The 23,869-nt window shown below is 63.2% G+C and carries 28 protein-coding genes; 25 read left to right on the plus strand and 3 right to left on the minus strand.

Annotated elements, in window-relative coordinates:
* Positions 1-101 precede the first annotated feature (101 nt).
* The 7 genes from AC6A67_RS14665 (at position 102) to AC6A67_RS14695 (ending at position 6,118) form a co-directional block, all read left to right on the plus strand.
* Positions 102-296: a helix-turn-helix domain-containing protein gene (locus AC6A67_RS14665; protein ID WP_498037350.1), complete on the plus strand. Its 195-nt coding sequence runs from the start codon at positions 102-104 to the stop codon at positions 294-296.
* Entirely contained in the window at positions 293-502 is a 210-nt protein-coding gene (locus tag AC6A67_RS14670; protein ID WP_498037296.1) for a hypothetical protein, read from the plus strand. The genes AC6A67_RS14665 and AC6A67_RS14670 overlap by 4 nt, the downstream gene beginning before the upstream one ends.
* A gap of 80 nt (positions 503-582) precedes the next feature.
* Positions 583-1,065 carry a phage regulatory CII family protein gene (locus AC6A67_RS14675; RefSeq protein ID WP_498037297.1) on the plus strand — a complete coding sequence of 161 codons (483 nt, stop codon included), beginning with the start codon at positions 583-585 and terminating at the stop codon, positions 1,063-1,065.
* A 468-nt stretch (positions 1,066-1,533) separates the two neighbouring features.
* On the plus strand, positions 1,534-2,712 hold the full coding sequence (locus AC6A67_RS14680; RefSeq protein ID WP_498037298.1) for a DUF7146 domain-containing protein: 1,179 nt from the start codon (positions 1,534-1,536) through the stop codon (positions 2,710-2,712).
* Positions 2,713-2,744: 32 nt separating this feature from the next.
* Positions 2,745-3,305, plus strand: a complete 561-nt coding sequence (locus AC6A67_RS14685; protein WP_498037299.1) for an MT-A70 family methyltransferase — start codon at positions 2,745-2,747, stop codon at positions 3,303-3,305.
* Positions 3,302-5,038: a DNA primase family protein gene (locus AC6A67_RS14690; RefSeq protein WP_498037300.1), complete on the plus strand. Its 1,737-nt coding sequence runs from the start codon at positions 3,302-3,304 to the stop codon at positions 5,036-5,038. The genes AC6A67_RS14685 and AC6A67_RS14690 overlap by 4 nt, the downstream gene beginning before the upstream one ends.
* Positions 5,039-5,359: 321 nt before the next feature.
* The gene (locus AC6A67_RS14695; protein WP_498037301.1) at positions 5,360-6,118 is read left to right on the plus strand and encodes a hypothetical protein; all 759 of its coding nucleotides are present in this window, start codon (positions 5,360-5,362) and stop codon (positions 6,116-6,118) included.
* 177 nt (positions 6,119-6,295) lie between these two features.
* On the opposite strand, the gene AC6A67_RS14700 is transcribed toward AC6A67_RS14695, so the two are convergent.
* Positions 6,296-6,646: a con-10 family general stress protein gene (locus tag AC6A67_RS14700; RefSeq protein WP_498037351.1), complete on the minus strand. Its 351-nt coding sequence runs from the start codon at positions 6,644-6,646 to the stop codon at positions 6,296-6,298.
* A 115-nt stretch (positions 6,647-6,761) separates the two neighbouring features.
* Between AC6A67_RS14700 and AC6A67_RS14705 the strand changes: the two genes are divergently transcribed.
* On the plus strand, positions 6,762-7,505 hold the full coding sequence (locus AC6A67_RS14705) for a hypothetical protein (RefSeq protein ID WP_498037302.1): 744 nt from the start codon (positions 6,762-6,764) through the stop codon (positions 7,503-7,505).
* 76 nt (positions 7,506-7,581) lie between these two features.
* Here AC6A67_RS14705 and AC6A67_RS14710 read toward each other — a convergent pair whose 3' ends face one another.
* A complete protein-coding gene (locus AC6A67_RS14710) occupies positions 7,582-7,737 on the minus strand; it encodes a hypothetical protein (RefSeq protein WP_498037303.1) in 156 nt (51 codons plus the stop codon).
* A gap of 98 nt (positions 7,738-7,835) precedes the next feature.
* Positions 7,836-8,405: a type 1 glutamine amidotransferase domain-containing protein gene (locus tag AC6A67_RS14715; RefSeq protein ID WP_498037304.1), complete on the minus strand. Its 570-nt coding sequence runs from the start codon at positions 8,403-8,405 to the stop codon at positions 7,836-7,838.
* Between the two features lie 344 nt (positions 8,406-8,749).
* Between AC6A67_RS14715 and AC6A67_RS14720 the strand changes: the two genes are divergently transcribed.
* From AC6A67_RS14720 to AC6A67_RS14800, 17 genes are all read left to right on the plus strand, one after another.
* A complete protein-coding gene (locus AC6A67_RS14720; protein ID WP_498037305.1) occupies positions 8,750-9,376 on the plus strand; it encodes a hypothetical protein in 627 nt (208 codons plus the stop codon).
* A complete protein-coding gene (locus AC6A67_RS14725) occupies positions 9,315-11,324 on the plus strand; it encodes a phage terminase large subunit family protein (RefSeq protein WP_498037306.1) in 2,010 nt (669 codons plus the stop codon). The genes AC6A67_RS14720 and AC6A67_RS14725 overlap by 62 nt, the downstream gene beginning before the upstream one ends.
* 9 nt (positions 11,325-11,333) lie before the next feature.
* Positions 11,334-11,561 (plus strand): phage head-tail joining protein, encoded by a 228-nt coding sequence (locus AC6A67_RS14730; protein ID WP_498037307.1) that lies wholly within the window; start codon positions 11,334-11,336, stop codon positions 11,559-11,561.
* A 67-nt stretch (positions 11,562-11,628) separates the two neighbouring features.
* The gene (locus AC6A67_RS14735) at positions 11,629-13,203 is read left to right on the plus strand and encodes a phage portal protein (protein ID WP_498037308.1); all 1,575 of its coding nucleotides are present in this window, start codon (positions 11,629-11,631) and stop codon (positions 13,201-13,203) included.
* Complete coding sequence (locus AC6A67_RS14740) at positions 13,196-14,497, plus strand: S49 family peptidase (protein ID WP_498037309.1); 1,302 nt, start codon at positions 13,196-13,198, stop codon at positions 14,495-14,497. The genes AC6A67_RS14735 and AC6A67_RS14740 overlap by 8 nt, the downstream gene beginning before the upstream one ends.
* 2 nt (positions 14,498-14,499) lie before the next feature.
* Entirely contained in the window at positions 14,500-14,871 is a 372-nt protein-coding gene (locus tag AC6A67_RS14745; RefSeq protein ID WP_498037310.1) for a head decoration protein, read from the plus strand.
* A 9-nt stretch (positions 14,872-14,880) separates the two neighbouring features.
* On the plus strand, positions 14,881-15,915 hold the full coding sequence (locus tag AC6A67_RS14750) for a major capsid protein (protein WP_498037311.1): 1,035 nt from the start codon (positions 14,881-14,883) through the stop codon (positions 15,913-15,915).
* Positions 15,916-15,917: 2 nt separating this feature from the next.
* Complete coding sequence (locus tag AC6A67_RS14755) at positions 15,918-16,262, plus strand: hypothetical protein (RefSeq protein ID WP_498037312.1); 345 nt, start codon at positions 15,918-15,920, stop codon at positions 16,260-16,262.
* 2 nt (positions 16,263-16,264) lie between these two features.
* The gene (locus AC6A67_RS14760) at positions 16,265-16,648 is read left to right on the plus strand and encodes a head-tail joining protein (protein WP_498037313.1); all 384 of its coding nucleotides are present in this window, start codon (positions 16,265-16,267) and stop codon (positions 16,646-16,648) included.
* Positions 16,620-17,153, plus strand: a complete 534-nt coding sequence (locus AC6A67_RS14765; protein WP_498037314.1) for a hypothetical protein — start codon at positions 16,620-16,622, stop codon at positions 17,151-17,153. Before AC6A67_RS14760 ends, AC6A67_RS14765 begins: the two co-directional genes overlap by 29 nt.
* An 18-nt stretch (positions 17,154-17,171) precedes the next feature.
* Positions 17,172-17,390, plus strand: a complete 219-nt coding sequence (locus AC6A67_RS14770) for a hypothetical protein (protein ID WP_498037315.1) — start codon at positions 17,172-17,174, stop codon at positions 17,388-17,390.
* Positions 17,391-17,393: 3 nt separating this feature from the next.
* Positions 17,394-18,908, plus strand: coding sequence for a phage tail sheath C-terminal domain-containing protein (locus AC6A67_RS14775; protein WP_498037316.1), 1,515 nt, complete (start codon positions 17,394-17,396; stop codon positions 18,906-18,908).
* A gap of 12 nt (positions 18,909-18,920) precedes the next feature.
* A complete protein-coding gene (locus AC6A67_RS14780) occupies positions 18,921-19,277 on the plus strand; it encodes a phage tail tube protein (RefSeq protein WP_498037317.1) in 357 nt (118 codons plus the stop codon).
* Positions 19,267-19,545, plus strand: a complete 279-nt coding sequence (locus AC6A67_RS14785; RefSeq protein ID WP_498037318.1) for a phage tail assembly protein — start codon at positions 19,267-19,269, stop codon at positions 19,543-19,545. The genes AC6A67_RS14780 and AC6A67_RS14785 overlap by 11 nt, the downstream gene beginning before the upstream one ends.
* Before the next feature lie 150 nt (positions 19,546-19,695).
* On the plus strand, positions 19,696-21,873 hold the full coding sequence (locus AC6A67_RS14790) for a hypothetical protein (protein WP_498037319.1): 2,178 nt from the start codon (positions 19,696-19,698) through the stop codon (positions 21,871-21,873).
* Positions 21,874-22,631: 758 nt separating this feature from the next.
* Positions 22,632-23,120, plus strand: a complete 489-nt coding sequence (locus AC6A67_RS14795) for a DNA circularization N-terminal domain-containing protein (protein WP_498037320.1) — start codon at positions 22,632-22,634, stop codon at positions 23,118-23,120.
* Positions 23,117-23,788, plus strand: coding sequence for a hypothetical protein (locus AC6A67_RS14800; RefSeq protein WP_498037321.1), 672 nt, complete (start codon positions 23,117-23,119; stop codon positions 23,786-23,788). Before AC6A67_RS14795 ends, AC6A67_RS14800 begins: the two co-directional genes overlap by 4 nt.
* Positions 23,789-23,869 lie beyond the last annotated feature (81 nt).

Genomic DNA, 23,869 nt, shown 5'->3' on the forward strand with positions numbered 1-23,869 from the left:
CCCCACAAACCATCTATTTGTCAGTTCCCGATAAGGGTCACATACCCCTTGACTAAAGTTCCCTTATTGGGAACTATTGGGTCATGAAGCTCTCCGACTACATGCGAGCCAATAGGCTCACCAACGCAGCCTTTGCGGCACTCATTGGGACCGTGACTGCGTCGGCGGTACGGAAGTGGCGCTATGGCGAGCGGGCCCCCCGACTTGGCGAACTGCTCAAGATCCAACAAGTCACCAACGGTCAGGTGGCCCCGTCGGATTTCATGAAGCCTGAGCTCGAACGGAGGGCATCATGACGCCGCCTGATGGCCTCCAGCCTCTGCACCGCATCGCGCAGAGCCAGCATCTCCGGGCTCGGAGGTTTGTGGGCGTTTCGCTGTTGGCCTGCGGCTGGACGCTCTACGCCGCGATTGTGCGCGCCGCCGGCTGGCTCGCCTTGGGCGCGGAGCTGCTGATCAGCAGTGGTGTCCGGCTCCTCCGGCATTCTCGCGACCCTCCCTGAGCGCTGCTGCGCTGATCTGATGCGCTGACTCTCCCACGCACATTCCAGTTTCCGAACGAAATAACGCAGGGGCGATTTTCGTGAGCGCTACCCTTTTGCCTGATGGCCTGTTCACGCTGATCAAGTCGGCCGTTCGCGACCTCGTTGCCGCCATGGCCGTGCCTGGCTCGACGGGCGCCCAGCGCGTTGCGGAGATCACCGGCGCTTCGCCGGGAACGGTAAGCCGGTGGCGCGGCGACGGTTACGGCGACTTACCGCCGCTCGAAGTGATCTTCCACCTCGAACACGTCTCGCAGAAGCCCATCGTGTCCCGCGCTCTAGCCCAACTGAGCGGCCATCGCCTTGTACCCATGGCCGATGAGCAGGCGCGGCAGGAGAGCTTCGTTGCGGACCTGATTGGCGTCACAGGCTCCGGCGCCCGCATGGCCGTGGAAATGTCGGATGCGCTTTCCGACGGTGAACTCACGCCAGCTGAAGCGCGCCGCGTCCAGGCCCGCGCTGCAGAGCATCAGGACAATCTGACCCGCATCACCCGCAAGCTCGCCAATGTGGCGAATAGCTGAGGTATCGACATGCGCTATCGAGATATCGACGTTTCAGATCTTCCGCCGAAGGAGCGCGCAGAACTGGCTGCGGCGCGCCGCCGGGCAATTGCTGTCGACGACATTGTCATGGCTGAGCTGAAGGCCAACTGCCCCGGCCCCTATCCTGAGGCGCGCGAGGATCCTCGTGATCTGCTGCCATACAACTGGCGCGCCCGCGCACGCGGCGTCGCGCCATCGAATGTTTCGCATTTCCGGTGATCGTCTTGTCCCGCTCCCGCAACCGGAGGCGCGTGGTGGTCGTTCGGCGCAACGTCAAACGCCTGCAGCGATCAGCGCGCCGCCTGCATGAACTGGGTTGGCCCCAGCATGCCATTGCCAGCGCGCTCCGCCTCAGCCGGTCCAGCGTGTCCCGCGCCCTGCGCGGCTCGGACCTGTGGGGTGGCGACCTTTCCGACATGATCCGCAACGCCATGCGGGAGGCTTGAGATGGCCCGCATTGCCCAAGCCGAACTCGATCGTATTCGCGCAGAGAGGCAGATCGCGGACCTCGCTGGCGTGCCCTTGCGCAGCAGCCGCATGGGGCGGGGCCTTGTTGGCCCCTGCCCCATGTGCGGCGGCAGCGACCGTGGCCAGCGCTTCGAAATCCGCCTCGACACCAACACCTTCGTTTGCGCGGTCTGCCAGGCGGGCGGAGATGTCATCAGCTTCGTGATGCAGCGGGACGGCTGCGATTTCCGCGCGGCCGTTGATCGGTTGGGAGGTGCGGCTGAGGCGGTGGACCCGGAGGCCGAGCGTCAGCGCGCCGAACAACGGCGAGCACACGAGCTGGAGCGCGCCCAGATCACGGCGCGCCGCGCCGAGACAGAACGTCTGCGGCTGTATCAGGAATGGCAGCGCGCCGCGCCGCCCAATACCGCAGCGGTCGCGGGTTATCTGGCGCGCCGGGGGCTTTGGCAGCTGGCCAGCAATCACCTGCGCGCGGTCGAAGACATGCCCTACTTCCATGGCCGTGAGCCGCGCCCGGGCAGACCGGATAAAGACCGCGCCCGCGTGATCCACCGAGGCCCTGCCATGCTGGCGCCGATCATCGGCCCGGACGGCGCATTCTCTGGCCTGCACATCACATGGATCGATCTGGACCAGCCCAAGGGCAAGGCAGTGATCCTTGACCCGGACACTGGCGAGGTTCTGCCCGCCAAAAAGGTCCGTGGCGTGATGGCCGGTGGGCGCATCGAATTGATCCGCTGCGCATCGCCGCGCGCACTGGTGATTGGTGAAGGGATTGAAACGGTGTTGTCCGTGTGGACAGCTCTCGCCGCAGTGGGGCGTGATCTCACCGGGTGGGCGTTCTGGACCTCGGTTGCGCTCGGCAATCTCGGCGGGCCTCACGCCGGCACGACGCCGCACCCGACAGCAAAGAGGCGGGACGGTAGCCCGCTGCGCATCCCCGGCCCCGTGCCCGACATGGGCGCGCGCGCCATCCCGATTCCATACAGCGTGTCGTACCTGCTGTTGCTGGGCGACGGCGACAGTGACCGCTTCCTGACCGAGACAACGCTGCAGCGCGCCGCGCGACGCTATGCGCGATCCGGCCGCGATATCCGGCGGGCGTTCGCGCCGAGTGGCAAGGATTTCAACAATCTGATCATGGAGGCGGCGGCATGATCAATCTGCCTTTGTTCTCCTATGACGTGGTGATGGTCGATCCGCCGTGGGAATGGAAAACCTATTCCGATGCCGGCAAGGCAAAGTCGCCAGAGGCCCAGTACGGCACCATGTCACTGGCCGACATCGAGGCTCTGCGCGTGGGCGACCTGTTGGCCCCCGGCGGCGTGATGATGCTGTGGTGCACCTGGCCTCTGATCGGCCGTCAGGATGCGGTGATGCGCGCTTGGGGCGTCAAGCCGGTGACCGGCGGGGCATGGGCCAAGCGCACCAGCAGCGGCAAGCTGCGCTGGGGCACGGGCTACGTCATCCGCAGCGTATGCGAGCCGTTCCTGATCGGCACGCTGGACGGTCATCAGGCGCGTGGGCGCGGGGTCGCCAACCTCATTGAAACGATCGATGACGCGCTGGTCGATGGGCTGGCGCGCGAGCATTCGCGCAAGCCAGACGAGGCTTATGCGCTCATCGAAGCCGTGACGCCCGGCTTGCGCCGAGCCGACATTTTCGCCCGCCAGAGCCGGCCCGGATGGGACGCCTGGGGCAATGAAGCCAACAAGTTTGACGCCAATGGCGCACAGGGGGATCGCCAATGAGCGATGACGTCATGAGGGGTATCGTCGACATCATCGACAATGCCGAGACCTATGAGAGCGACTATCAGGATGCGGGTGATCCTCCGCAGCCTCCTGATGACGGCGGTGGCGACAATGGCGAACCCTCGCCATATGGCAGACCGGACCCCGCTGTGGTCGCCGCCTGCGCCCTGCTTGATCAGAATGACACTGACAACGGTCAGCGGCTGATCAACCATTTCGGCGGCGACTGGATAAATGTGCGCGAGATCGGCGCCCACGTCTGGAGTGGCACGCACTGGGACCCTGAGGGCGGTGATGAGCATGTACAGCGTCTCGCCCAGGAGACAGCCCGTCGCATCAAACTGGAGGCTGCGCATGTCACGGTCTCTGCTCGCGACCTAGCCGCGATTCAGGCCGCCGAGCCGCTGAAATCAATGCCCGCGGAAGACCTGTCCGACGCAGACAAGGCCGTGTTGAAAGACGGGCTTGAAGCGGAGGCACGTCTGCGGAAGCGCCGCGGCGATCGGATCAAGTTCGCTGTGTCATGCGGCAACCGCGCCCGGACCGTAGCGATGATTTCGCAAGCCCTGCCGCACCGCTCGCATGCGCCGGCGGACCTCGACGCCGACCATATGCTGTTCAACGTCGCCAACGGCACGCTGCGCTTCCGGAAGTGGATCGAAGAGGTCGAGGATCTGGAATGCCCGGACCCGGACGCACGGCGCATGATCCGGAAGCCCCGCTCCAGCGTGGAGCTGCTGGCGCACGACCCGGCACACCTCATCGCAAAGATTGCCCCCTGCTCTTATGAGCCGGATGCCGTGGCGAACCTGTTCCTGACGTGGCTGGAGCGGTTTCAGCCAGACCCCGACGTGCGGCGGTTCATCCAGATTGCCGTTGGGCGCGCGCTACTGGGCGGCGCAACCACACAGGTGCTGATCTTCCTGTATGGCGACGGCGCGAACGGCAAATCGGTGTTCATGGAGATCATCTCTGAACTGCTGGGCGGGTATGGCGGGCGACTGAAGCCGGAATCAATCGCAGGCGCGCTCGAAGGCCGTGGAGACCAGGCGACGCCGGATTTCGCACGCCTCGCCGGCAAACGCTTCGTCGCCATTGCCGAACTGCCCCGCAACACGCCCCTGCGCGAGGGGTTGGTCAAGGCGATGACAGGCGGTGAGCCCATGCCCGTTCGCCATTTGAACAAGGGGTTCTTCGACCTCCTGCCCGAGTTCATTCCCTTCATGTCCGGCAATGAGCTGCCGGACATCAGCGGCCTCGACCACGGCATCTGGCGGCGCCTGAAGTTTGTCCTCTGGCCAGTGAAGGTGCCTGCAGACGAGCAGCGGCCGCTCAAGGACGTGGTGAGCGAAATGATGGCCGAGGCTCCGGGCATCCTGAACTGGGCCATCGAGGGGGCGCTGATCTTTCTGAGGGAGGGCCTGCACGAACCGCCCGCCGTATCGGCCCTGACAGAGGCACACCGCGAGGATCTGGACCCTGTCGGCGCGTTCGTCACGGCCTGCGTCCGCGAGCGGCGGGACTGGAGCGTCCAGGCGCGCGACATGTACGAGGGCTTCACGCGGTTTTGCGACGCCAACGCCATAAGACCGTGGAAGGAAAAGTCTTTCAGCCTCGCGCTCAAAAAGAAGGGTTTTGAGCGCGAAGACAAACGCATCCGCAAATGGCTCGGCGTCGAACTGGTCGACGTGCCCCTACCTCGCAGCTCCTTTGGGTCGCTGGATGGTTGATGCACCCTCGCGCCCAGATTTTGCGCGCGAGGGTTGCGAGGGTCGCGCGATAGACGATCAACAACCCTCGCACCCGTTTTTTGACGCTTAAACAGTGGCTTACGTAGTTTCTGCGAGGGTTGCGAGGGTCGCGCGCTACGTGTGTATGCAAAACGGGGCTGCGGGTAGCTTTAAAGGCTTTTTTCTTACGCACTATAGAGATCGTCTATCGCAACCCTCGCAACAAACGAAATAACGAAAACATATCAAAAACTTGGATGGCGCGAGGGACGAATTTGTCTATCGCGCGTCCCTCGCAACTATCGCGGCGGAGCACGGACCATGGCAAAGACCACGATCGACATTGAGGCGCTGCTCCATTGGGCCTACGGCGTCCAGCGGGTTGACCGGTTTGCGGCGCAGATGGCACGGGATATGGCTGGCCCGGCCCTTTCTGCCTGCGACATGACCAGCGTGGCGGCTTTGGGCGTCAGGGTGCAGTCCAGCGGTCGCTGGCTCGCCAGCATGGGCGCGAAGATTGCCGACGACGCCCTCACCGTCCACGATGCGGTTCTGCAGCTCGATGACATGTTCTGCGAGACCGGAGCGCGCGGCGATGTCCGCATCTGGCTGCCGCATGAGATTGCTGAGGCAGGAATGGCTGTCAGGGAGATGGCCAGCGGCCTGTCTCTGGTCAGGGTGTCCAACCTCTCCGGACGCGTCGAATGGACCGGCGCACGCCCGGTGTCGCGCATGGTGACATCGGTGCTGGTGATCCAGCATGCGCGCAATGGTGACAGGCCGGAGTGCTATGCGGATGTGCAGCGCACACGTGGGAGGGTGGCGCAGGGTGGCGTTGACGCCCACGGTCGCAAACGAGCGCGGGTCGCTGGTCCGTCGTGGGATAGCGTGATTGCGGGCCGCGCTGAGTACCACGTCTGGCGCTCTGCCCTAGCCGTGCTGGCAGAAAACCTCTCCCAAAGGCTCGAATTTCACGCCCCAACACCCCCCTCAGCACCCGTATCACCGTGGACGGTGATCGGTCGAAGGGCGAAAACACCGCTTAATGCACAAAAAATAATCGCTCGTAACCTACTGTAATCGCGAAGGAAAAATATCGTTTGACACACCAACCCTATTGACCCATATTCACCACACACAAGTGCGTCTTGAACAAAGCCCCGCTGGAGCAATCCGGGCGGGGTTTTTTGTTGGCTGCGGTGATGGCGCTTTCCATTGGGGCCGGCTCAGAGCGCCTGGGCCGGCCGGTTCGCACGATTACTCAGCGAACCCCTTCGTTTCTGGAGGCAACTTACCATTCCGCCGTCCCGCTTCTCGCGCAAGTTCACGGTCCCGGGCGAACGACCGCTTGGTCCAGTGCACGGAAGACCCTCCGAGGGTGCCGGCCTCTGACGCCAGTAGCCGGTTCTGCGAGAAGCTGCGCTTCTCTGCAGGAACGGATCGGCCGCCCATGCTTGCAATCTCTTTGACCTTGTCCGGGGACATCGCGGCAAAGCCGCGTGCGCGGGGTTTGGCAGTTTTCACCATTCTGGCCTCCTCTGGGTCGCCGGACGGACGGATCTGACCGCCTTGTGGCAACACGAGAATTTGATTTAATTCCAATGGCATCGGCAACCAGATTTTCCACTGCCGAGCTTACTCAATTCGGATAGCCGTGGCCGCTTAAAGCGCGGACTGGGCCACCTTTTGGATGTAGAGCCCGCGAGCTCGGTCTGGGGTGAGTATGATCGAACTGAAGTTCGACTTCCGGGAGTTCAGCCGGCAGGCAGAAGCATTCGGGAAGACCGACCGCAATGTGCAGTTCGCCGTCTCGTGGGCGCTCAACCAGGCTCTGAAGGATGGCCGCGCCGCTGAGCAGGACACCATGCGGCAGGTATTCGACCGCCCTACCCGCTACGCACTGAACGCGTTGCAGGTCCGGCCATCCGGCAAGGCCGATCCACTCAATGGCGCACTGGAGTTCAAAGAAGGCTTCGGGGGCGTCCCCGCATGGAAGTTCCTCGGCCCGCAAGTCGAGGGTGGCGCTCGCCGGCACAAAGGCTTTGAGCGCGTCCTACAGCGCGCCAGCATCCTCGAAGCCCACGAGTTCGTTGTGCCGTCGAAACGCATGCCCCTCGATGCCCATGGCAACGTCAGGGGCGGAGACATCGTCCGCATCCTGTCAGCCCTTGGCGCGCAGACAGACCGCATGCAGAACACAACGGCCAAATCCAAAGCCCGCAAGCCCAAGCGAAATATGGATTACTTCGTCATGCGCGGGCACAACAAAGCCCCCGATGGCATTTACCTTCGCCAGCCGAAGTGGGCGGTACCCATGCTGCTATTTGTGAAGCGGCCGAACTACAAGGCGCGCTTGCCTTATTACCAGGTGGCACAGCGGGTAATCCCGATAAGCTTCCATCGCCGCTTCATCGAGGCATGGAGCCGCTTCATCGTGAACGACAATGGCAGGCCAAAAGGCCGGTAATCGCGAGCGCACTATACGGAGCTCACCCAACCAGCTGTCGAAGCCGCGCCCTACGAGCGCGGCCCCAGCCATACCTTCACTTCTTGTCGACCCGCTTGGGCTTGTCGGCGCCGCTACCTGACTTGCGAGCATGTTGCTCGTCCCGATCACCGGACGGCTTCACGTGCGAGGCCGCGGCGGGCTTCTTATCGGCTGGCTTGGCATTTGGCTTGCGTTCGGTCTGTTCGGTCATGGCATTGCCTCCTCCATGTCAGAGGTCAACCGCTGCCGCGGGCAGATGTTCACCGGTCGCGTGCCTCAAATGCCCAAGCCGCCCCCGCTATCGCCATGTCAGGCGCTTCGCGCTTGCGCGGGATGCCGCCCCTCTTCAAACTCCTCTACGATCTTCTGGCAGAAGGCCGGCAGATCGTCCGGGTTTCGGCTGGTGACCAAGCCTTGGTCAACGACAACCTCTTTGTCCACCCAGTTGCCGCCAGCGTTGCGGATATCAGTGGCCACAGTGGGATAGGAGGTCAGTGTCCGCCCCTTGACCACGTCAGCCTCAACCAGGAGCCACGGGCCGTGGCAAATAACTCCCACCGGCTTGCCCTGCTCAAAGAATGCATGGACGAACGAGACGGCGTCTTTGCTGCCGCGCAGCTTGTCAGAGCCCACCGAGCCGCCGGGGATGATGAGGCCATCGAAATCCGAGGCGCTTACCTGGCTGACAAGCTGGTCAACCTTATATCGCCCACCTGGCTCCAAATCATTGTTGACTGTTGAGCCCTCGCCCGCTTCCAGTCCGACCACGGTCAGCTGGGCGCCCGCCGCGGTCACAGCCGCCCGTGGTTCTGCGAACTCTCGCTCCTCCGTCCCCTTGGGTGCGAGCAGAATTGCGATTTTGCGTCCATTGAGGGACATGCCTTCCTCCTGAAATTCAGTGGTGGGTGTCTGTGTCAACGTGAGGCCGACGCGGGATGTTCCGGGCACAGGACAGCCAAAGGGCGGGCCGGAGGGCTACCATCTCGAGCTCACTATCTCGCCCACCATCTCGCGAATGTTTCACACCTTCGTCGTCCAGCCATTTCGTGAAACGTAGAGTTACCTTTGGAGAAAATGATTGTGAATCAACGATTTTGCGGTGTTTCACAGCGAAAAATGGGTCCTTACCCTAGGGGGTCGGGGTCACGGGTGGTTCGGACCCCGATGTTTTGTTACGTGCAGGTAACCAAAACCCGGTAACGCAGTAACGGGGTAACTTGGTCATGGTAACGGGTAACGCCGGAGCAAATGTTTCACAGGCGGAGTTTGCGCGGATCAGAAATGTTTCACGCAAGACGGTCACGCTCTGGAAGCAGAAAGGCTGGCTCGTCCTTGATGAAACGGGCCGCGTGGATGTCGCCGCCACCGAGCGCCTGCTGAGCCAGCGCCCCACAACTTACCGGGGCGGAACAGCTGCGGCAGCGCCTGCCCCTCCAGCTGCAAGCGATGCGGACCCTTCCGTTCAGGCAGACGAGTATCAGGAAGCCGAATTTGCACCCGCTGACCCGGCGACACCGGTCTACGATGCTTCCGGGAAGCTCATTCCCTCGCTCGCACAATCCCAGCGCGCCAAGGAATATTACCTCGGCGAGCTGCGCAGGCATGAGCTTCAGGTCAAGAACAGGGAAGTGGTTCTGGTTGAAGCCGTCGGCGTAGAGGTCGAGCGCATATTCTCGGTTCTCAAAGAGACGCTGCTGTCCATACCCGGAACCGTGGCCACGTCGCTCGTCGGCAAGGACGGGCCGACAATTGAGGCGGAGCTTAGATCCGCCATCGTCGAGGCACTCCATGAACTGCATGACCCCGACGGTATCGCCGGGCGCGCTCTGGCTGCGGAAGAGGCTGCGTAACGCGCTTCCGGTCCTGCGCCCATTGCCGTTGATGGATCTGGTCGAATGGGCTGACACCTATCGCCAGATTGCAGTCAAAAACAGCGCGACACCCGGAAAATGGAAGACCCGCTCCCAGCCCATCGCCTTTGGGCCGATGCGTGCGGTCACGGACGGCGCCACCCACACCGTCACGGTCATGGCGGCGACGCAGGTCGTGAAGACCGAACTCTGCCTGAACGCCGCCGGCTATTACACCCATCAGGACCCGTCCTCGATCCTTTTCGTGCAGCCAACACAGGGGGCAGCCGCAGCGTTCTCGAAAGAACGCTTTGAGCCAACCGTCGAAGCCTCGGCGGCGCTGCGCGAGCTGATCGCACCATCGACGAAACGCGATAGCGGCAACACGATCATTCACAAGGACTTCCCTGGCGGGTCCCTGGACTTCGTGGGCGCCAACTCCCCAACCGACCTGGCTTCGAGACCCAAGCGTATCATCATCGGGGACGAGATCGACAAGTGGCCTGCCAGCGCCGGAGATGAAGGCGACCCGCTCGCGCTTGCTGAAGAACGGGCTTCGACCTATCGCGCCATTGGGCGCTCCAAGTCCATTCGCGTTTGTTCACCTACCGACGAGGACACCTCCCGCATCGGGCGCGAGTACAAGGCAGGCGATCAACGGCAATGCTTCGTCCCCTGCCCCCATTGCGGGCACCGTCAGGTCATCACGTGGGCGCAAGTCACCTGGAGCAAAAGCTCAGAGGACGAGCACCTTGCGGATACCGCCGGCATCATGTGCGCGGCCGAAGGGTGCGGCACGGTATGGAGCGAGTCCGACCGGCTCGCCGCCCTGGCCACACTGGCGGACCTGTCGGACCATGGCTGGCGACAGACAAAGACCTTCAACTGCTGCGGCGAGAGACAGGCGCCAGCGAAGTGGAGTGAAACTGGCCGGTCACTTTGCATGCACTGCGATGCGCTATCACCGTATGACGGCCACGCCAGTTTTCAGATTCCCAAATGGCTGTCTTCAAGACATCGCCTGCGAGACCTGGTCAGGGAGTTCGTTGACGCCCAGGGCAATCCTGAGCTGCTCAAGAAGGTTACGAACACCGGATTTGCCGAGCTCTGGAAGCCTGTTGGTCGGGAATCCTTCGATGGAACCCACCTCGTGGAACGCCGGGAGGCCTATGGCCCGGATGATCTTCCAGAAGGGGTGCTAGTCATCACGGCATTCACGGACGTGCAAGGCGACCGTCTGGAAACCCAGTTTGTTGGCTGGGGCGCCGACGAGGAATCCTGGGCCATTCAGTACGAGGTCACACATCTCGACCCGGCTCAGCCGGAAGCGTGGCTGGCCTTGCGCCAATTGCTGGCCCAGAAGTTCCGCACCCGTGACGGGCGGCTCCTCCGCGTATCTGCCTCTGGCATAGACACGGGCGGCCATCATGGTGATCAGGTCTATGCATTCGCACGGCGCAATCGCGGCCTGAAGGTCTACCCCTGTAAAGGCGTGGCCGGCAGGCGACCGATCTGGCCGCTGCTGCACACGAAATCGAAAAAGAACGAGAAGCTCTGGCTCGTGGGCGTCGATGCGGCCAAGGAGGCGATCTACGGTCGCCTGAAGATTGAGATGCCAGAGCCTGGCGAGCGTAAGCCGGGCTTTATCCACTTCCCGCTCGATGACGATTTCGGCCCCGGCTATTTCGCGCAGCTTACGGCGGAACGCCGCGAACTCAAGCGGAAGATGGGGCAGAATGTTGCCGTGTGGACCCTGCCCTCAGGCCGCAGAAACGAGGCGCTGGACACCTTCGTGGGCTCGCTTGCCGTCAGGCGCTCCCTGCCCCGGCGCATCGAGAAAACGCTGGAGTATGCGACGGACGCCCCCACAGACGCGTCTCCGGCGCCCGCCCCAGTCGCGCCACCACGCGTGCAGCCACTGGCCGTCGCCTCTGACCCCTATCTGTGAGGTTCACCAATGGCGGATCTGGCGACGCTGCAACTGTGGCTTCTTGAAGCCAAAACGGCGCTGCACAAGCTGAAAATCGGCCGGATGGAAGCCTCGGTTTCCTATGACGGCAAGTCGGTCTCCTACACCCAGGCCGACATGGCGAAGTTGCAGACCTACATCACCGATCTGGAAAAGCAGATTGCCACGCTAACCGGCCAGCCCCGGCGACGCGGGCCCATGCTGCTGGGGTTCTGAAATGCAAAAATCATGGATGGAACGTGGCCGCCCCGGCATTAACGGGCGCGGGCGCGAAGTCGCGTCCATGCCTGACATCGAGACCTCCCATGCGGCGGCCTCGATCCTGGCTCGCGATATGGCGACCACCCCGACGTTCCGCCTGTCGCCAGACGCCGCGCTTTTACCGGAGATCGACGCGATCTCCGGGCGCATTGATGGGCTGGTGCGGAACAACGGCGTAGCCGCAGGCGCGGAGCGCACGTTCGTGGACAACGTCGTGGGGCCCCGCATCGCCTGCAAGCCCAGTCCGGACCGCGTGGCGCTGGGCAAGGATGCGGATTGGGTCGCGGGCTGGTCTGCCCAGGTGGAAAGCCTGTTCGCCTCTTTCACCGACACGGACTGGTTTGACAGCGGTTTGCGCTACAACTTCCACGTCTCGACCCGCTTGCAAGCCCGGATGATCGCGGCGACCGGCGAGGCCCTCGCCCTGCCCCTATGGACGGGACGCACTGGATCGAGGTGGCGCACCTGCATCCAGTTGGTGGACCCGGCACGCCTGTCGAACCCGATGGGGAAGATCGATACGCCGCTGTTTCGAGGCGGGATCGAGCTGGACCCGGTGACCACTGAAGCCGTCGCCTATCACATCCGCAAGACACACCCCGGCGACACGTTCAGCTTCGCAATGCCAGGCGCAGCAGCCGGCCAGTGGGAGCGCATACCGGCCTACATGCCCTGGGGTCGCCGACGGGTGCTCCACATTTTCGAAAGCGAGCGTGTCGGCCAGACGCGCGGCAAGGCGGTGATCACGTCCGTCGCCCGCCTGTTCAACATGCAGGACAAGATGATGACGGAGCAGCTCAGGCTGGCCGTCCTGAACTCGCTGATATTCGCAGCATTGGAGACGCCGCTCGACAGCGAACAGATCAACGAGATCTTCGACAGTGGCGGCGACAAGCCGATGGCAAATTACCAGGCGGCCATCAATGAGTGGCGCGTCACCATGCGTGGCGGCGCTATTGTTCCACTGCCGCCGGGAACATCCATGAAACCGTTCGCCCCTACTCAGCAGCTAACTGGGCTGGAGGCGTTCACGACAACTGTCCTGCGTTCAATCGGCGCCGGTCTGAACATGCCCTATGAGCTGGTCTTCCGGGACTTCTCGAAGACCAACTACTCCAGTGCGCGCGCGGCCCTGTTGGAGGCGTGGCGTTATTTCGCCTCTGTCCGTCAGTTCATCGTCGACCACTGGTGCACCGCGATCTTCGACCTCTGGTTTGAAGAAGCAGTCCAACGCGGGCTGATCCCGGACTGCACCCCCGCCGACTACTACGGCAACCAGGTGGCATGGACCCGCTGCAAATGGATCTTCGCCGGCCGCGGCTGGATCGATCCATTCAAGGAAGCGCGCGCCGCAGAAATCCGTCTCAATACCGGCGTCTCAACTCTTGCTGACGAATGCGGCGAGCAGGGGCGCGACTGGCGCGAGCAGATTGAACAGGAAGCCAGGGAGCAGGCCTACCGGCGCGATCAGTACGAGGCCAACGGCCTGCCGTGGCCGCCGAACGCTGTCGCGACAGACCGCGCACAAATCGACGCAGAAATTGAGGCCGAGGACAAGGCCGAGAGCGCCAACCAACAGGACGGAGCGGATGCGTAACCACTTCCTCGCCCGGTTCGCATCGGCGCCGGCAATGCTCGCCCCGCTGATGCTGGACCGCTTCCAGGCGTGCCTTGAGCGCGCCTCAGCTGAATGGGCGCAGTTCCAGCAGCGCGATGCCCAAGCCGTCACCCAGATGGAAGACGACTTCTGGTATGAGGCGGGCGACTGGCGCGCCCAGTTCCGGCCCTACGTGGTGCGGAACGGCATCCTCCACATTCCGGTCAAGGGCGTGCTGCTCAACGACTTCCCCTATGCTTTCGGCTCCTGGGCCACGGGCTACGACTATATCTGGCGCGCCTTCCAGCGCGGCATGGATGACGGGAATGTCCGTGCCATTGCCTTTGTCGTTGACAGCCCCGGCGGCGAGGTCGCCGGAAACTTCGACCTGGTGGACCGGATATTTGCAGCGCGCGGGCAGAAACCCACCCGGGCGCTCGCAGCTGAGAGCGCCTATTCCGCAGCCTATTCCATTGCGTCGGCGGCGGACCAGATCACTGTCACCAGAACCGGCGGCGTTGGCTCGATCGGCGTCGTGACGATGCACATGGATGTGTCGCGGGCGCTGGAAGATGGCGGCGTAAAAATCACCTTCATTCACGCCGGCAAACACAAGGTTGATGGCAACGCCTTCGCCCCGCTTCCGGACGATGTGAAGGCCAGAATACAGAGCCGGATCGACGGCATGTATGACCTTTTCGTCGCCACGGTGGCGAGAAACCGGGGGCTGGACGAAAGCGCGGTGCGCGCCACCGAAGCGCTGACCTATTCCGCCCAGGAAGCACTGCCCGCCCGGCTGGCCGACAACGTCGGCTCGCTGGACGACGCCATTGCGGCCTTCGCCGCCGAAGTATCCCCAACACATGGAGACGACGAAATGTCCAACCTGGACAAGACGGCCGCCAGCGCGGCCGCCATCGATGCCGCGCGCGCCGAAGGCCGGGCGGAGGGCGCAGCCGAAGGACACACCAAAGGCCACGCCGAAGGCATGAAGTCTGGCGCCACAGAGATGCAGGCTCGCTGCAAGGCGATCCTCGGCAGCGACGACGCCAAGGGCCGCGAGGAACTGGCCCATCATCTGGCATTCGACACCGACATGACCGCCGAGGCGGCTGTCGCGGTGCTGGGCAAGTCACCCAAGGCCACCGCAGCTGGCAACCGCTTTGAAGCCGCCATGGGCGCTGTCGCGAATCCGCAAGTCGGCCCCGACGCCAGCGGCATCGACCCCAACAGCCCGGAGGCGCTCGCGGCAAGCGTCGTCGCCAGCTTCAAACCCAATCAGAGGAGCGCCTGATCATGGCAGCCAGCTTCAGCACTGCGGGCACGGAGCTCGCACAGGACGCCCTCATCGTCGGCGAGGACAACCTCCAGAGCCGATCCATTACGCTCGTTTCCGGCCAGAACCTGAAGCGCGGCGCGGTGCTCGGCAAGATCACGTCGGGCGGAAAGTACACGTTGAGCGCTTCCGCTTCCTCTGACGGTTCCCAAACCCCGTCTGTGATTTTGGCCGAGGACACCGATGCGAGCGCCGCCGACAAGGTCACGGTCGCCTACTTCGGCGGTGTCTTTGACGAGACGCTGTTGACACTCGGCGCAGGCCACACCGCCGCGAGCGTCCGCGAAGCCCTGTGGGACGTGGGCATCAAACTCCAGAACGCCACCCTCTGAGGTTCATCCATGGACATCTTTTCGCCTGCGGTTCTGAACCGCGTCGTGCAGGACCTCAAGGCGTCGGCGCCGAGCCTGTTCCTGCTCAACACCTTTTTTCCTGAGACCAGCGTCTCCAACCAGGAAGAAATCTTCTTTGACGTTCTGACAGGCAAGCCGCGCCTGGCCCCGTTCGTCAGCCCTCTGGTTGAAGGCCAGGTGGTTCACCACCAGGGCTATGTGACCAAATCGTTCAAGCCGGCTTACATCAAGGACAAGCGCGTCTATGAAGACGGCCGCCCGGTACGCCGTGCGCCAGGCGAACCCATCGGCGCGCCGCTCGACGCCATGGCGCGCCGGGCGCGCCTGCTCGCCCAGGATACGGTTGACCAGGTTGAAATGATCAACCGCCGCCTTGAATGGATGGCCGCGCAGATCATGCTCAACGGGTCCGTGACGGTCTCCGGCGAGAAGTATCCGACCAGCGTCGTGAACTTCGGGCGCGACGCTGCACTGAAGGTCACGCTCACCAGCACCGACCTGTGGAGCGACAACGCCAGTGACCCGCTCGGCGACCTCGAAGACTTTTCCGGGCTCATCCGCGACAAGAGCGGCGCAAACGCCGTAGACGTTGTCATGGCGGAGAACGTCTGGCGCGCCTTGCGGGGTAAGCAGGCTGTGCGTGACCTCCTCGACAGGAGCGCGGGGCTGGACAGCCGCACCAACCTGAACCTCGGCCCGGACGTGAGCCGTGACGGCGCTACCTACAAGGGCAGCCTCGGCGACTTCAATCTGTGGGTCTACACGGAGACCTATACCGACGACGCCGGCGCCACCCAGAAGTTCATCCCGGACGGTCACCTGGTGATGGCTTCGCGAACCGGGCTTGAGGGCGTCCGTCACTTCGGAGCGATCAAGGATGAGGGCGCAGGCTTCCAGGCGCTGGATTACTACCAGAAAAGCTGGGTCCAGCCTGACCCGTCTGTCCGCTACCTGCTGATGCAGTCCGCGCCGCTGGTCGTGCCTTATCGGGTCAACGCCAGCCTGTCCGCGAAGGTGCTCTGACCATGAAGCTGATTGCCATCAACACAATCCGTCGTGGCGTTTACAGCTCGGCCCTCAAGGTATCCCGACGGACCCAGTATCTGCCGGGCGAAGAGCTCGAGGTGCCCGACAGCGAGGGGGCGGAGCTTATCGCGGTCGGCGCGGCGCGCCGCAAAACGCGAGAGGTCATTGAAGATGATCTTACATCGCAGCCCGAGCGCCGGAAGCGCCGCCGCAGAACCAGTGCGGACCCCGACGCGGGGTCTGAGATTGGTGACGACGGATCGGACGATAGCGGCGATGACCCCGAAGATGGGGACGGCGCAGATGACCCGGACGCCGATTCGGGTGCCGATCGGGACGACTGACCATGGCCGTTGACTTCGACGCGCTAGTGCTGGGGCCGTGCATGGATGCATTCGCCTATCCCGCGCTTCTGATGCCCCTCGTTTCCGCTCCTGGCTCACCACCCCGCGTAGTTCGGGGCGTGTTCAAAATGGTCGGCGAGGACATCATGGGCGACCATGGCGATATGCTCCGTGCCGACGGCTACACGTTCGGCGTTCGCGTGTCGGAGATCGGCGACCTTCAGGCGGCAAGGGGAGATCTGCTCAGCAATGTGCAACTCCCCTCGGGCTTCCTCGATGGTCGGACATTCGAGATCGAAGACACGGGTGACGCCGACGGCATGGGCCTGCAGGTCTGGATACTGAAGGAACACGTTGATGACCCCGACGGCTATCCAGGTCCGTGACGCCGCGCGCGACATCCTTGCGCCCATTGATCTGTTCCGGTTCGTCCACATCAACCCAGAGGACATCGAGCCGGACGACCAACTGCCATCGCTCATGATATGGGCGGCGCGGGAGACGATGCGCGCCGACGGCGACGCCTGGTCTGGCGAGCCGCATTTCATCAATGAGCTGACGCTGGTGCTCGACATCAAGCTGCAGCGCAACAAGCGCGAGCAGTTGCAAAACGCCCTTGCGGCGCGAGAGCAGGCGGTTCTGAGCGCACTGCTCACATCGCCCGACTGGCTGAGCCTTATTGAAGGCGTCCTGTCCTCCGACACGACACAGTCCCTGCCCCGCGAGGGCGAAAGGTGGTTTGGCCGATCCATCACGGAGCTGGTCGTCCAGTATCGCACGCGATGGGAGCCTGTGGTGCCGGATGACTATAGCCGCACCACCCTGACGACGCGGCCATATGGCCACGACGAGAACACCCCGGCCATCACGACGGTCATCGACCAGGCCTGACCCTCAACGGAGCAATCCATGGACAGCACAACGCTCGTCGCCGTCGAGGCGACGGACGAGCGCTATCGCGCGCTCACTCACCAGCCGTCCGGCCTGCCGATCACTGAGAAATGGCCGGCCGACGCTTTCACCTGGCGGCTCCGCGATGAAGGCGCGATCCGCATCATCGCCGATCTGCCCAAAAGCCAGGAGCAGCCGCCGGCGGACGACACCAAGCCCCTACGGAAGGATCGCTGACCCATGGTTTCGTTCAACCAGATCCCGCCGGATTACAAGCTGCCGGGGACCTCGATCGAGGTCGACCCCAGTCAGGCCGGCGCCCCCGTCAATCTGAAGTTTGGCTTGCTTCCGGGCATCAAGCTCTCCACCGGCTCGGCGCCGGCTAATGTTCCGATCGCCGTTGGAACCCAAGCTGATGCTGACGCGCTGTTCGGCGCGGGCTCGATGCTGGCCCGTATGTTCGCCGTGTGGTTCCGGATCAACCGCTCGTCACCGCTGTTTGCCCTTCCTGTCGCGGAGCCGTCGGGCGGCGTCGCGGCCAGCGGTACCATCACCGTGACTTCGGCGCCGACGGCGGCGGGCACCCTCTATCTGTACATCGCTGGTCAGCGCGTAGCGGTCGGCCTGACGAGCTCGGAGACGACGGCAACCGCCGCGACCAAGATCGCCGCAGCAATCAGCGCCGCGACCAACCTGCCGGTGACGGCGGCAGCGGCCACGAACGTGGTCACGCTGACAGCCAAGTGGAAGGGGCTGTCCGGCAACGACATCACCATGTCGGACAGTTACCTCGGCATGTACGGCGGCGAGACACGCCCCACGGGGCTGGTGCTCACCTATTCCGGCTCGGGCAACCTCGCCTCTGGCACAGGCGTTCCTGACTGGTCGTCGGCCATCGCCAACCTCGGCGACGCGCCGTATAAATTCGTGGCCCTCCCTGACACCGACACCGGTTCCCTTGGGGCCTGGGCGACTGAGTACGGTTTCGGCGACAACGGGCGTTGGGGCTGGATGCGGCAGAGCTATGGCCAGATTTTCACGGCCAAGCGCGACACCTACGCCAACCTCGTGACATGGGGCGGCACGAACAACTCGCCGTTTATCCACCCGATGGCGGTAGAGGTCGGATCACCCTCCCCTGTGTGGGAATGGGCAGCGGCATACGCAGCGCAGGCCGCGCGCGCCTTCACCATCGATCCGGCGCGCCCGCTGCAGACCCTGACCCTTGACGGCGTCCTGCCGGCCGCGATCGCCGGCCGCTTCAGCAAGACCCAGCTGAATGCTCTGGCAAAGGTCGGCCTGTCCATCCAGGGCACGAATATCGATGGCAACACCGGCGGGGTCCCGCAGATCCTCCGCGAGCAGTCCAGTTACCAGCGCAACAGCCTTGGCCAGCCGGACAACGCCTTTGAGGTCGCGACCACGCTCGCCACGCTGGACGAGATTTTCACCCGGCTCCGTCAGAGCATCAGCAACAAGTATCCCCGGCACAAACTGGCCAACGACGGCACCCGCTTCGGCGCCGGGCAGGCCATTGTGACGCCAAAGATCGTCAAGGCCGAACTGATCGCCGAGTACGGGCGCATGGAATACGACGGGCTCGTTGAGAACGTGACCGCCTTCAAGGATGCCCTCATCGTCCAGCGATCTTCGACGGAGCCGAACACGCTTGAGTGTCTCTACCCGCCGGATCTCATCAACCAGCTTCGCCGGTTCAACGTCCAGGCGCAGTTCCGCTTGCAGTTCGCGGCATAAGGAGGACGGGCAATGGCGCGAGTTGCAGGCATTGCATTCATCAAGGTCAACGGGCGGCAGTTCCCTCTGCGGGGAAACTTCACCGTTACGCCGACCAACGTCGAGCGGACGGGCATCGCCGGGCAGGATGGGTTCCACGGCTATTCGGAGATGCCGCGCGTTCCCTCCATCGAGGGCGATGTCACCACCTTGCCTGAAGTCTCGATCGAGGAACTTCAGGGCATGACGAACGAAACCGTGACGGCGGAACTGGCCAACGGCAAAACCTATGTCTTGCGCGAGGCCTTCACCGCCGGCGTGCGCGAGATCAACACGGCGGAAGGCAGCGTCCGCGTCCGTTGGGAAGGGGCGGAATGCTATGAGTTCTGACGAAATCGTATTCCCCTACACCCATACGTTCGCCCAGGAGGTGGACGTGTTGGGGGACCGCGAGCGATCCATCACTTTGCGGGAGCCTACGACCGGCGACCTCATCCAGCATGGCGTGCTCGACGGCACCATGAACGCCGAGCAGCTGTTCAGCCTCGTTGCCGAACTGTCTGGTTGGCCACCGCCGAAGGTCAAGAAACTCCCCGGCGTTGAGGGGATCAGACTGAGCGGGAAACTCTCCCGTTTTTTCGCGAGCGTGGCCAGCTAGACCAGGCGCTGGACGAGGCCATCCAACTCGGCCTCGTCTTTAAATGCTGGCCATTTTCGTTACCGCCCGACGCCATGCCCTCGCACATCCGCATGCAGATCATCATGCGGACAAGTGAGATTATGGGCCGCATGAAAGCCAGTTCTGACGATGGCGAATAACCTCAGCATCCCGGTCTCCGTAACCGACGGTTTCACGGCGCCGCTGGCGAAGCTGCGCAACCAAATGCAACAGGTGTCCAAGACCTCGGGCATCAAGACCCTCAACGCCGACTGGAAGCGCGTCGAGGGCAGCGTCGTCAACGTGTCCAAAGAGGTAGCGTCGCTCACACCCATCTTTCAGGGGCTGGGCATTGCGTCCCTGAGCGTCGGGACGGCTATCGCTACCGCGGCGATCGGCGTCCGCAACTTCGCCCTGGGCGCCCGCGACATGAGCCTTTTCGGTCGTGAAACTGGCGTAACGGTGGAAAAGCTGCGCACCTTGGAGGCCATCGGTCGGCGCTACGGCGTCACCGCTGACCAGGTGCGCAGCAACGCCCAGGGGGCGGCTGACAACTTCGACCAGATACGCCGACGCATCGGCGGGCTCTACCAGGACCTGCGGTCACGCGGCGAGTTCAACCTCGCCGAGAGCCTTGTCGGGTCGAAGGATGTCGACGAATACATCGATAAGGTTCTGGACGGCGCTTCCCGGATCAGCAATCCAAAGCGCCGCCAGGACTTTTTGCGCAATGCCTTAGGGACCGACGACTTTAGCAAGATAATTGCGGATCTCGGCCCCAAGTGGCGCGCCCAGTTTGATGCTGTTCAGCAACGCATCGGGACCATGCCGGCTGGCGCGGAGCGAGCGGCGGCAAAGTTCAATGAAGCGATGGACCGCATGGCCGACGCCATGGAAAAGGTCCGGGTCAATTCCATGGGCCCGCTTCTGGAAACGTCGGCCAAGCTGATCGAGACATGGGAGAAGCCGGTCGGCGGCGCGCTGCTGACCTTTCTTCGCGACGCAAAAGACCTGCTCGACGGCCTCAACGCGGCCGGCAAGGCCTGGCAGAGCGGCGACTACCTCGGCTTCGGGAAGGCGTTGAACGGTGGCAAGCCCATCGTGAGCCTCGCGCCCAACGCCTACGGCGCGCCTCTCGCCGGATCTCAGGGGAAGGCCGACGCCGCGGCATCCGATCGTCTGTCCGCCCTCAAACAGCAACTGGACAAGCTGAACGAGAGCATCGACGGCGGGCGGTTCTCGGCTGGAGCCAGAGAGGGAGCGATTGCCCAGCGCGACAAGCTGCAGGACGAGATCAAGCGCCTCACCGACGAACTGGTGAAGCTGCGAGAGCAAGGCGCGACCATCCAAAAGCAGTCATTTGGTGGCAGTGGCTTCGGCGGCGGTGGCCTGATCCATACAGCCGCCTTCGGTGGGTACGATAGCGGCATGGGCGGCGGCGGCGCGTTCGGCGGGATGAAAGCGTGGGCCGACTTCCGGCGCAGCGCACGCCAAAACGTAGACGCGGCCAACAGCGCGGCGATCCAGTCCGGAGCAGTGAATACCCCGCGCGGCGAAGGGCGCGGTACACGCGGTGCGGCGCGGACCGGACAGATGATGGCCTGGGCCATGGACCAGTTGCGGCGTGAAGGCATCCCCGAGGAGCACTTGCGGACTGCGGCCGCGCACTTGGTGGGTCAAGCCCAGATGGAAAGCGGCCTTGATCCGAACAAGAGCCACGATGGTGGAACCGGCTTCGGGATCTACGGGGCCCGCGATCCTACGCCGGGCAAGGGTCGCCGGACGGATATGTTCCGCTGGCTGGACGCCAACGGCTACGCGCGGAACTCTGCCGAAGGACAGATGCGCGAGATGGCGCACCGTGCCGCCTCGGGACGATGGGGGCCAACCAGGAACATCCTGTTTGGGAAGGGCACCGGCAATCTGGAAATCGACACCAACACCCTCACCAGCGACTTTGAGCGCCCGAAGATCGTCAACCGCAGATCCCATGCCGTTGCCAATGCGCTGCGGATCGGGCCAGACCAAACGGTGGTCGCCGGCAACGGCTTCTCTGGTGACGTGTACGCCAAGGAGAAGAACCAAAACTATCCGTTCCCGTGGGATCAGAGGTTCAGGGCCGGCGATGAAATGATGCAGCGGGCGGCCCGCGCGGCCGGTGGGCTTCAGAACCCGGCCAAGGTGGAAGGTTCAGCGCGGCTTACGATCGACATCAACGGCCTGCCTTCCCCTAATTACCGGGCCCGCACGTCCATGGACGGCATGTTCAAGGACGTGAAGCTACACGCGGGCAAGACGCAAATGACAAGTGAAGGGTTTGATATATGAGCGCCCGAGCGACGTAGGCAATTTCAACTGCAGTGTTTTCTCGCGAGCCGGAGAGCTTTCGTAAAACCGCGCAATGAATACTCGTCCCTGAGATCATTTCCCCGCTGTGACCGTGTTCTAAGGACGAGCGTGGAACCTTTCTTCATCGCCGCAACTGCATCGTCGTGTTGTGCGAGGTATCGGAGCCACGCATTCTCACCACGGGCGGCGACTGCGGCTTTGAACCGGCCGACTGCCATATAAGGGCCTACTCCACGTTTTGCGGGATATCCCAGGCGCCAGCTTATTTCGCCACTCGAATGCTGCGATGATCGCAAAGTCACAAAGAGGAATGCCGGGTCGCGGACCAAGCCCGGTGGGAGCCGCGCCTGGGGCTGCGAAACCGCGTAGCACGTTCGATTCTTGTTCCGGCCCACGACGTGGACAGACCAATCTCCAAAAACACCAAGAACGCGACCACCCTTAGATTTTGCTGCAGCCTCTTTAGATTGCTCACGTGCGAGCGCTTCGGCAGGCCATACTGTCGCTACAAAAGCGAATGAGACAATAAAACACTTGGCAATTATACTAAACCGATTGATGCATACCATCACAGGAATGCCACCCCCCATCCTTATAAGAGACAGTTTTCAACGTAAGCTCGGATTAATTCAGAAACTATACATAGTTCGTTATCAGAAAGTTATTGCCTCCGAGATTGCACCCCTTCCAAGCTACTGTCCATGCGGTAAGTCGACCGATTTTTCGAGGAGCCACCAATGGAATGGCGCAACCGTTTGCGCCCCGGTTCCTTCCGGGGCGTCGAGTTCAAGGTGGAAACGGGCGGCAGGCTCGGCGGGCGCCGGGCGGCGGTGTTCGAGTTCCCCAAGCGAGACAAGCCGTACACCGAGGACATGGGCCGCCGCGCCAAGCGCTTCGGCATCACCTGCTATGTGATCGGCGCCGACTATTTGGCGCAGGCGGACGCCTTGGAGGAAGCGCTCAACTCGGAGGGCGCCGGCCTCCTGGTCCACCCGACGATGGGAGAGATCGAGGTTGTTTGCGAGACGAGCAACCGCACCGAACGCCGCGAGGTCGGCGGCATGGCGATGTTCGACATCACCTTCGTTGAGGCCGGCTCCCCCATGGCCAGTCGCGCAACTGAGAGCACTCAGCGCGCTCTTGAAGGCAGCGCGGAAGGTGCGGCGGACACCATCAAGAAAAACGGCGATGCGCGCCTCTCTGGCGGCGGGACGGGGGTCGGATGAAGAGCTCTGAACTCAAGGAAGCCGCAGCCATTCTGCGATCACTCTTGCCCGCCCTCACCGCTGCCGCCGCAGACCAGTCGGGGGAGCCGGGCGCATCGCTGCGACAGGCTGTTGGCTCATTGGCTGCGCGGGCGGAAGCCGCCATCAGCCAGGCAACTGCAATCACCGAACTGGGAGATTGCATGGTCTATGCCCTCAATGCAGGTGTGGACGTCGCGGGCTTCGGTCGCATGAGAGCCGTGGCGCTCGGCATGACCCCCACCGGCTGGCCCGCTGTTGTGGTGTTGACCAGCTTCATCCAGTTGACGCTGATCTGGCAGGCCTATCTCGTCGCCAGCACCGAGTTTGTGAGCCGCGAGCAGGTCGACAACTACCGGGCACAACTGAACGCTGGCTTCGAGGCCGCCGAGCTGGCCGCGTCGGATCTAGGCGATCATGTCGCCTACCGGGCGCTTCTGGCTGTACATGGCGCTGCCATCCGTGACTTGTCTGCCAGGGCGCGCCCCCTGCCCCAAATCGTCCCCTACCAACTGCCCGTTCGTCAGCCATCGCTTTGGCTGGCCAACCGCCTCTATGGCGACGGCGGACGCGCCGACGAGCTCGCCCACGAAAACCGCGTTGTCCACCCCCTATTCATGCCGGCGTCTGGCCGGGCCCTATCAGCGTGACCCATGGCCCCAACTCCTAACCCTCCCCAGAAGGCAGCGAAGCCGACCGGCGCCGCCGGCGAACTCATCTGTGAGGTCCGC

Source organism: Camelimonas sp. FR25 (assembly GCF_059740505.1).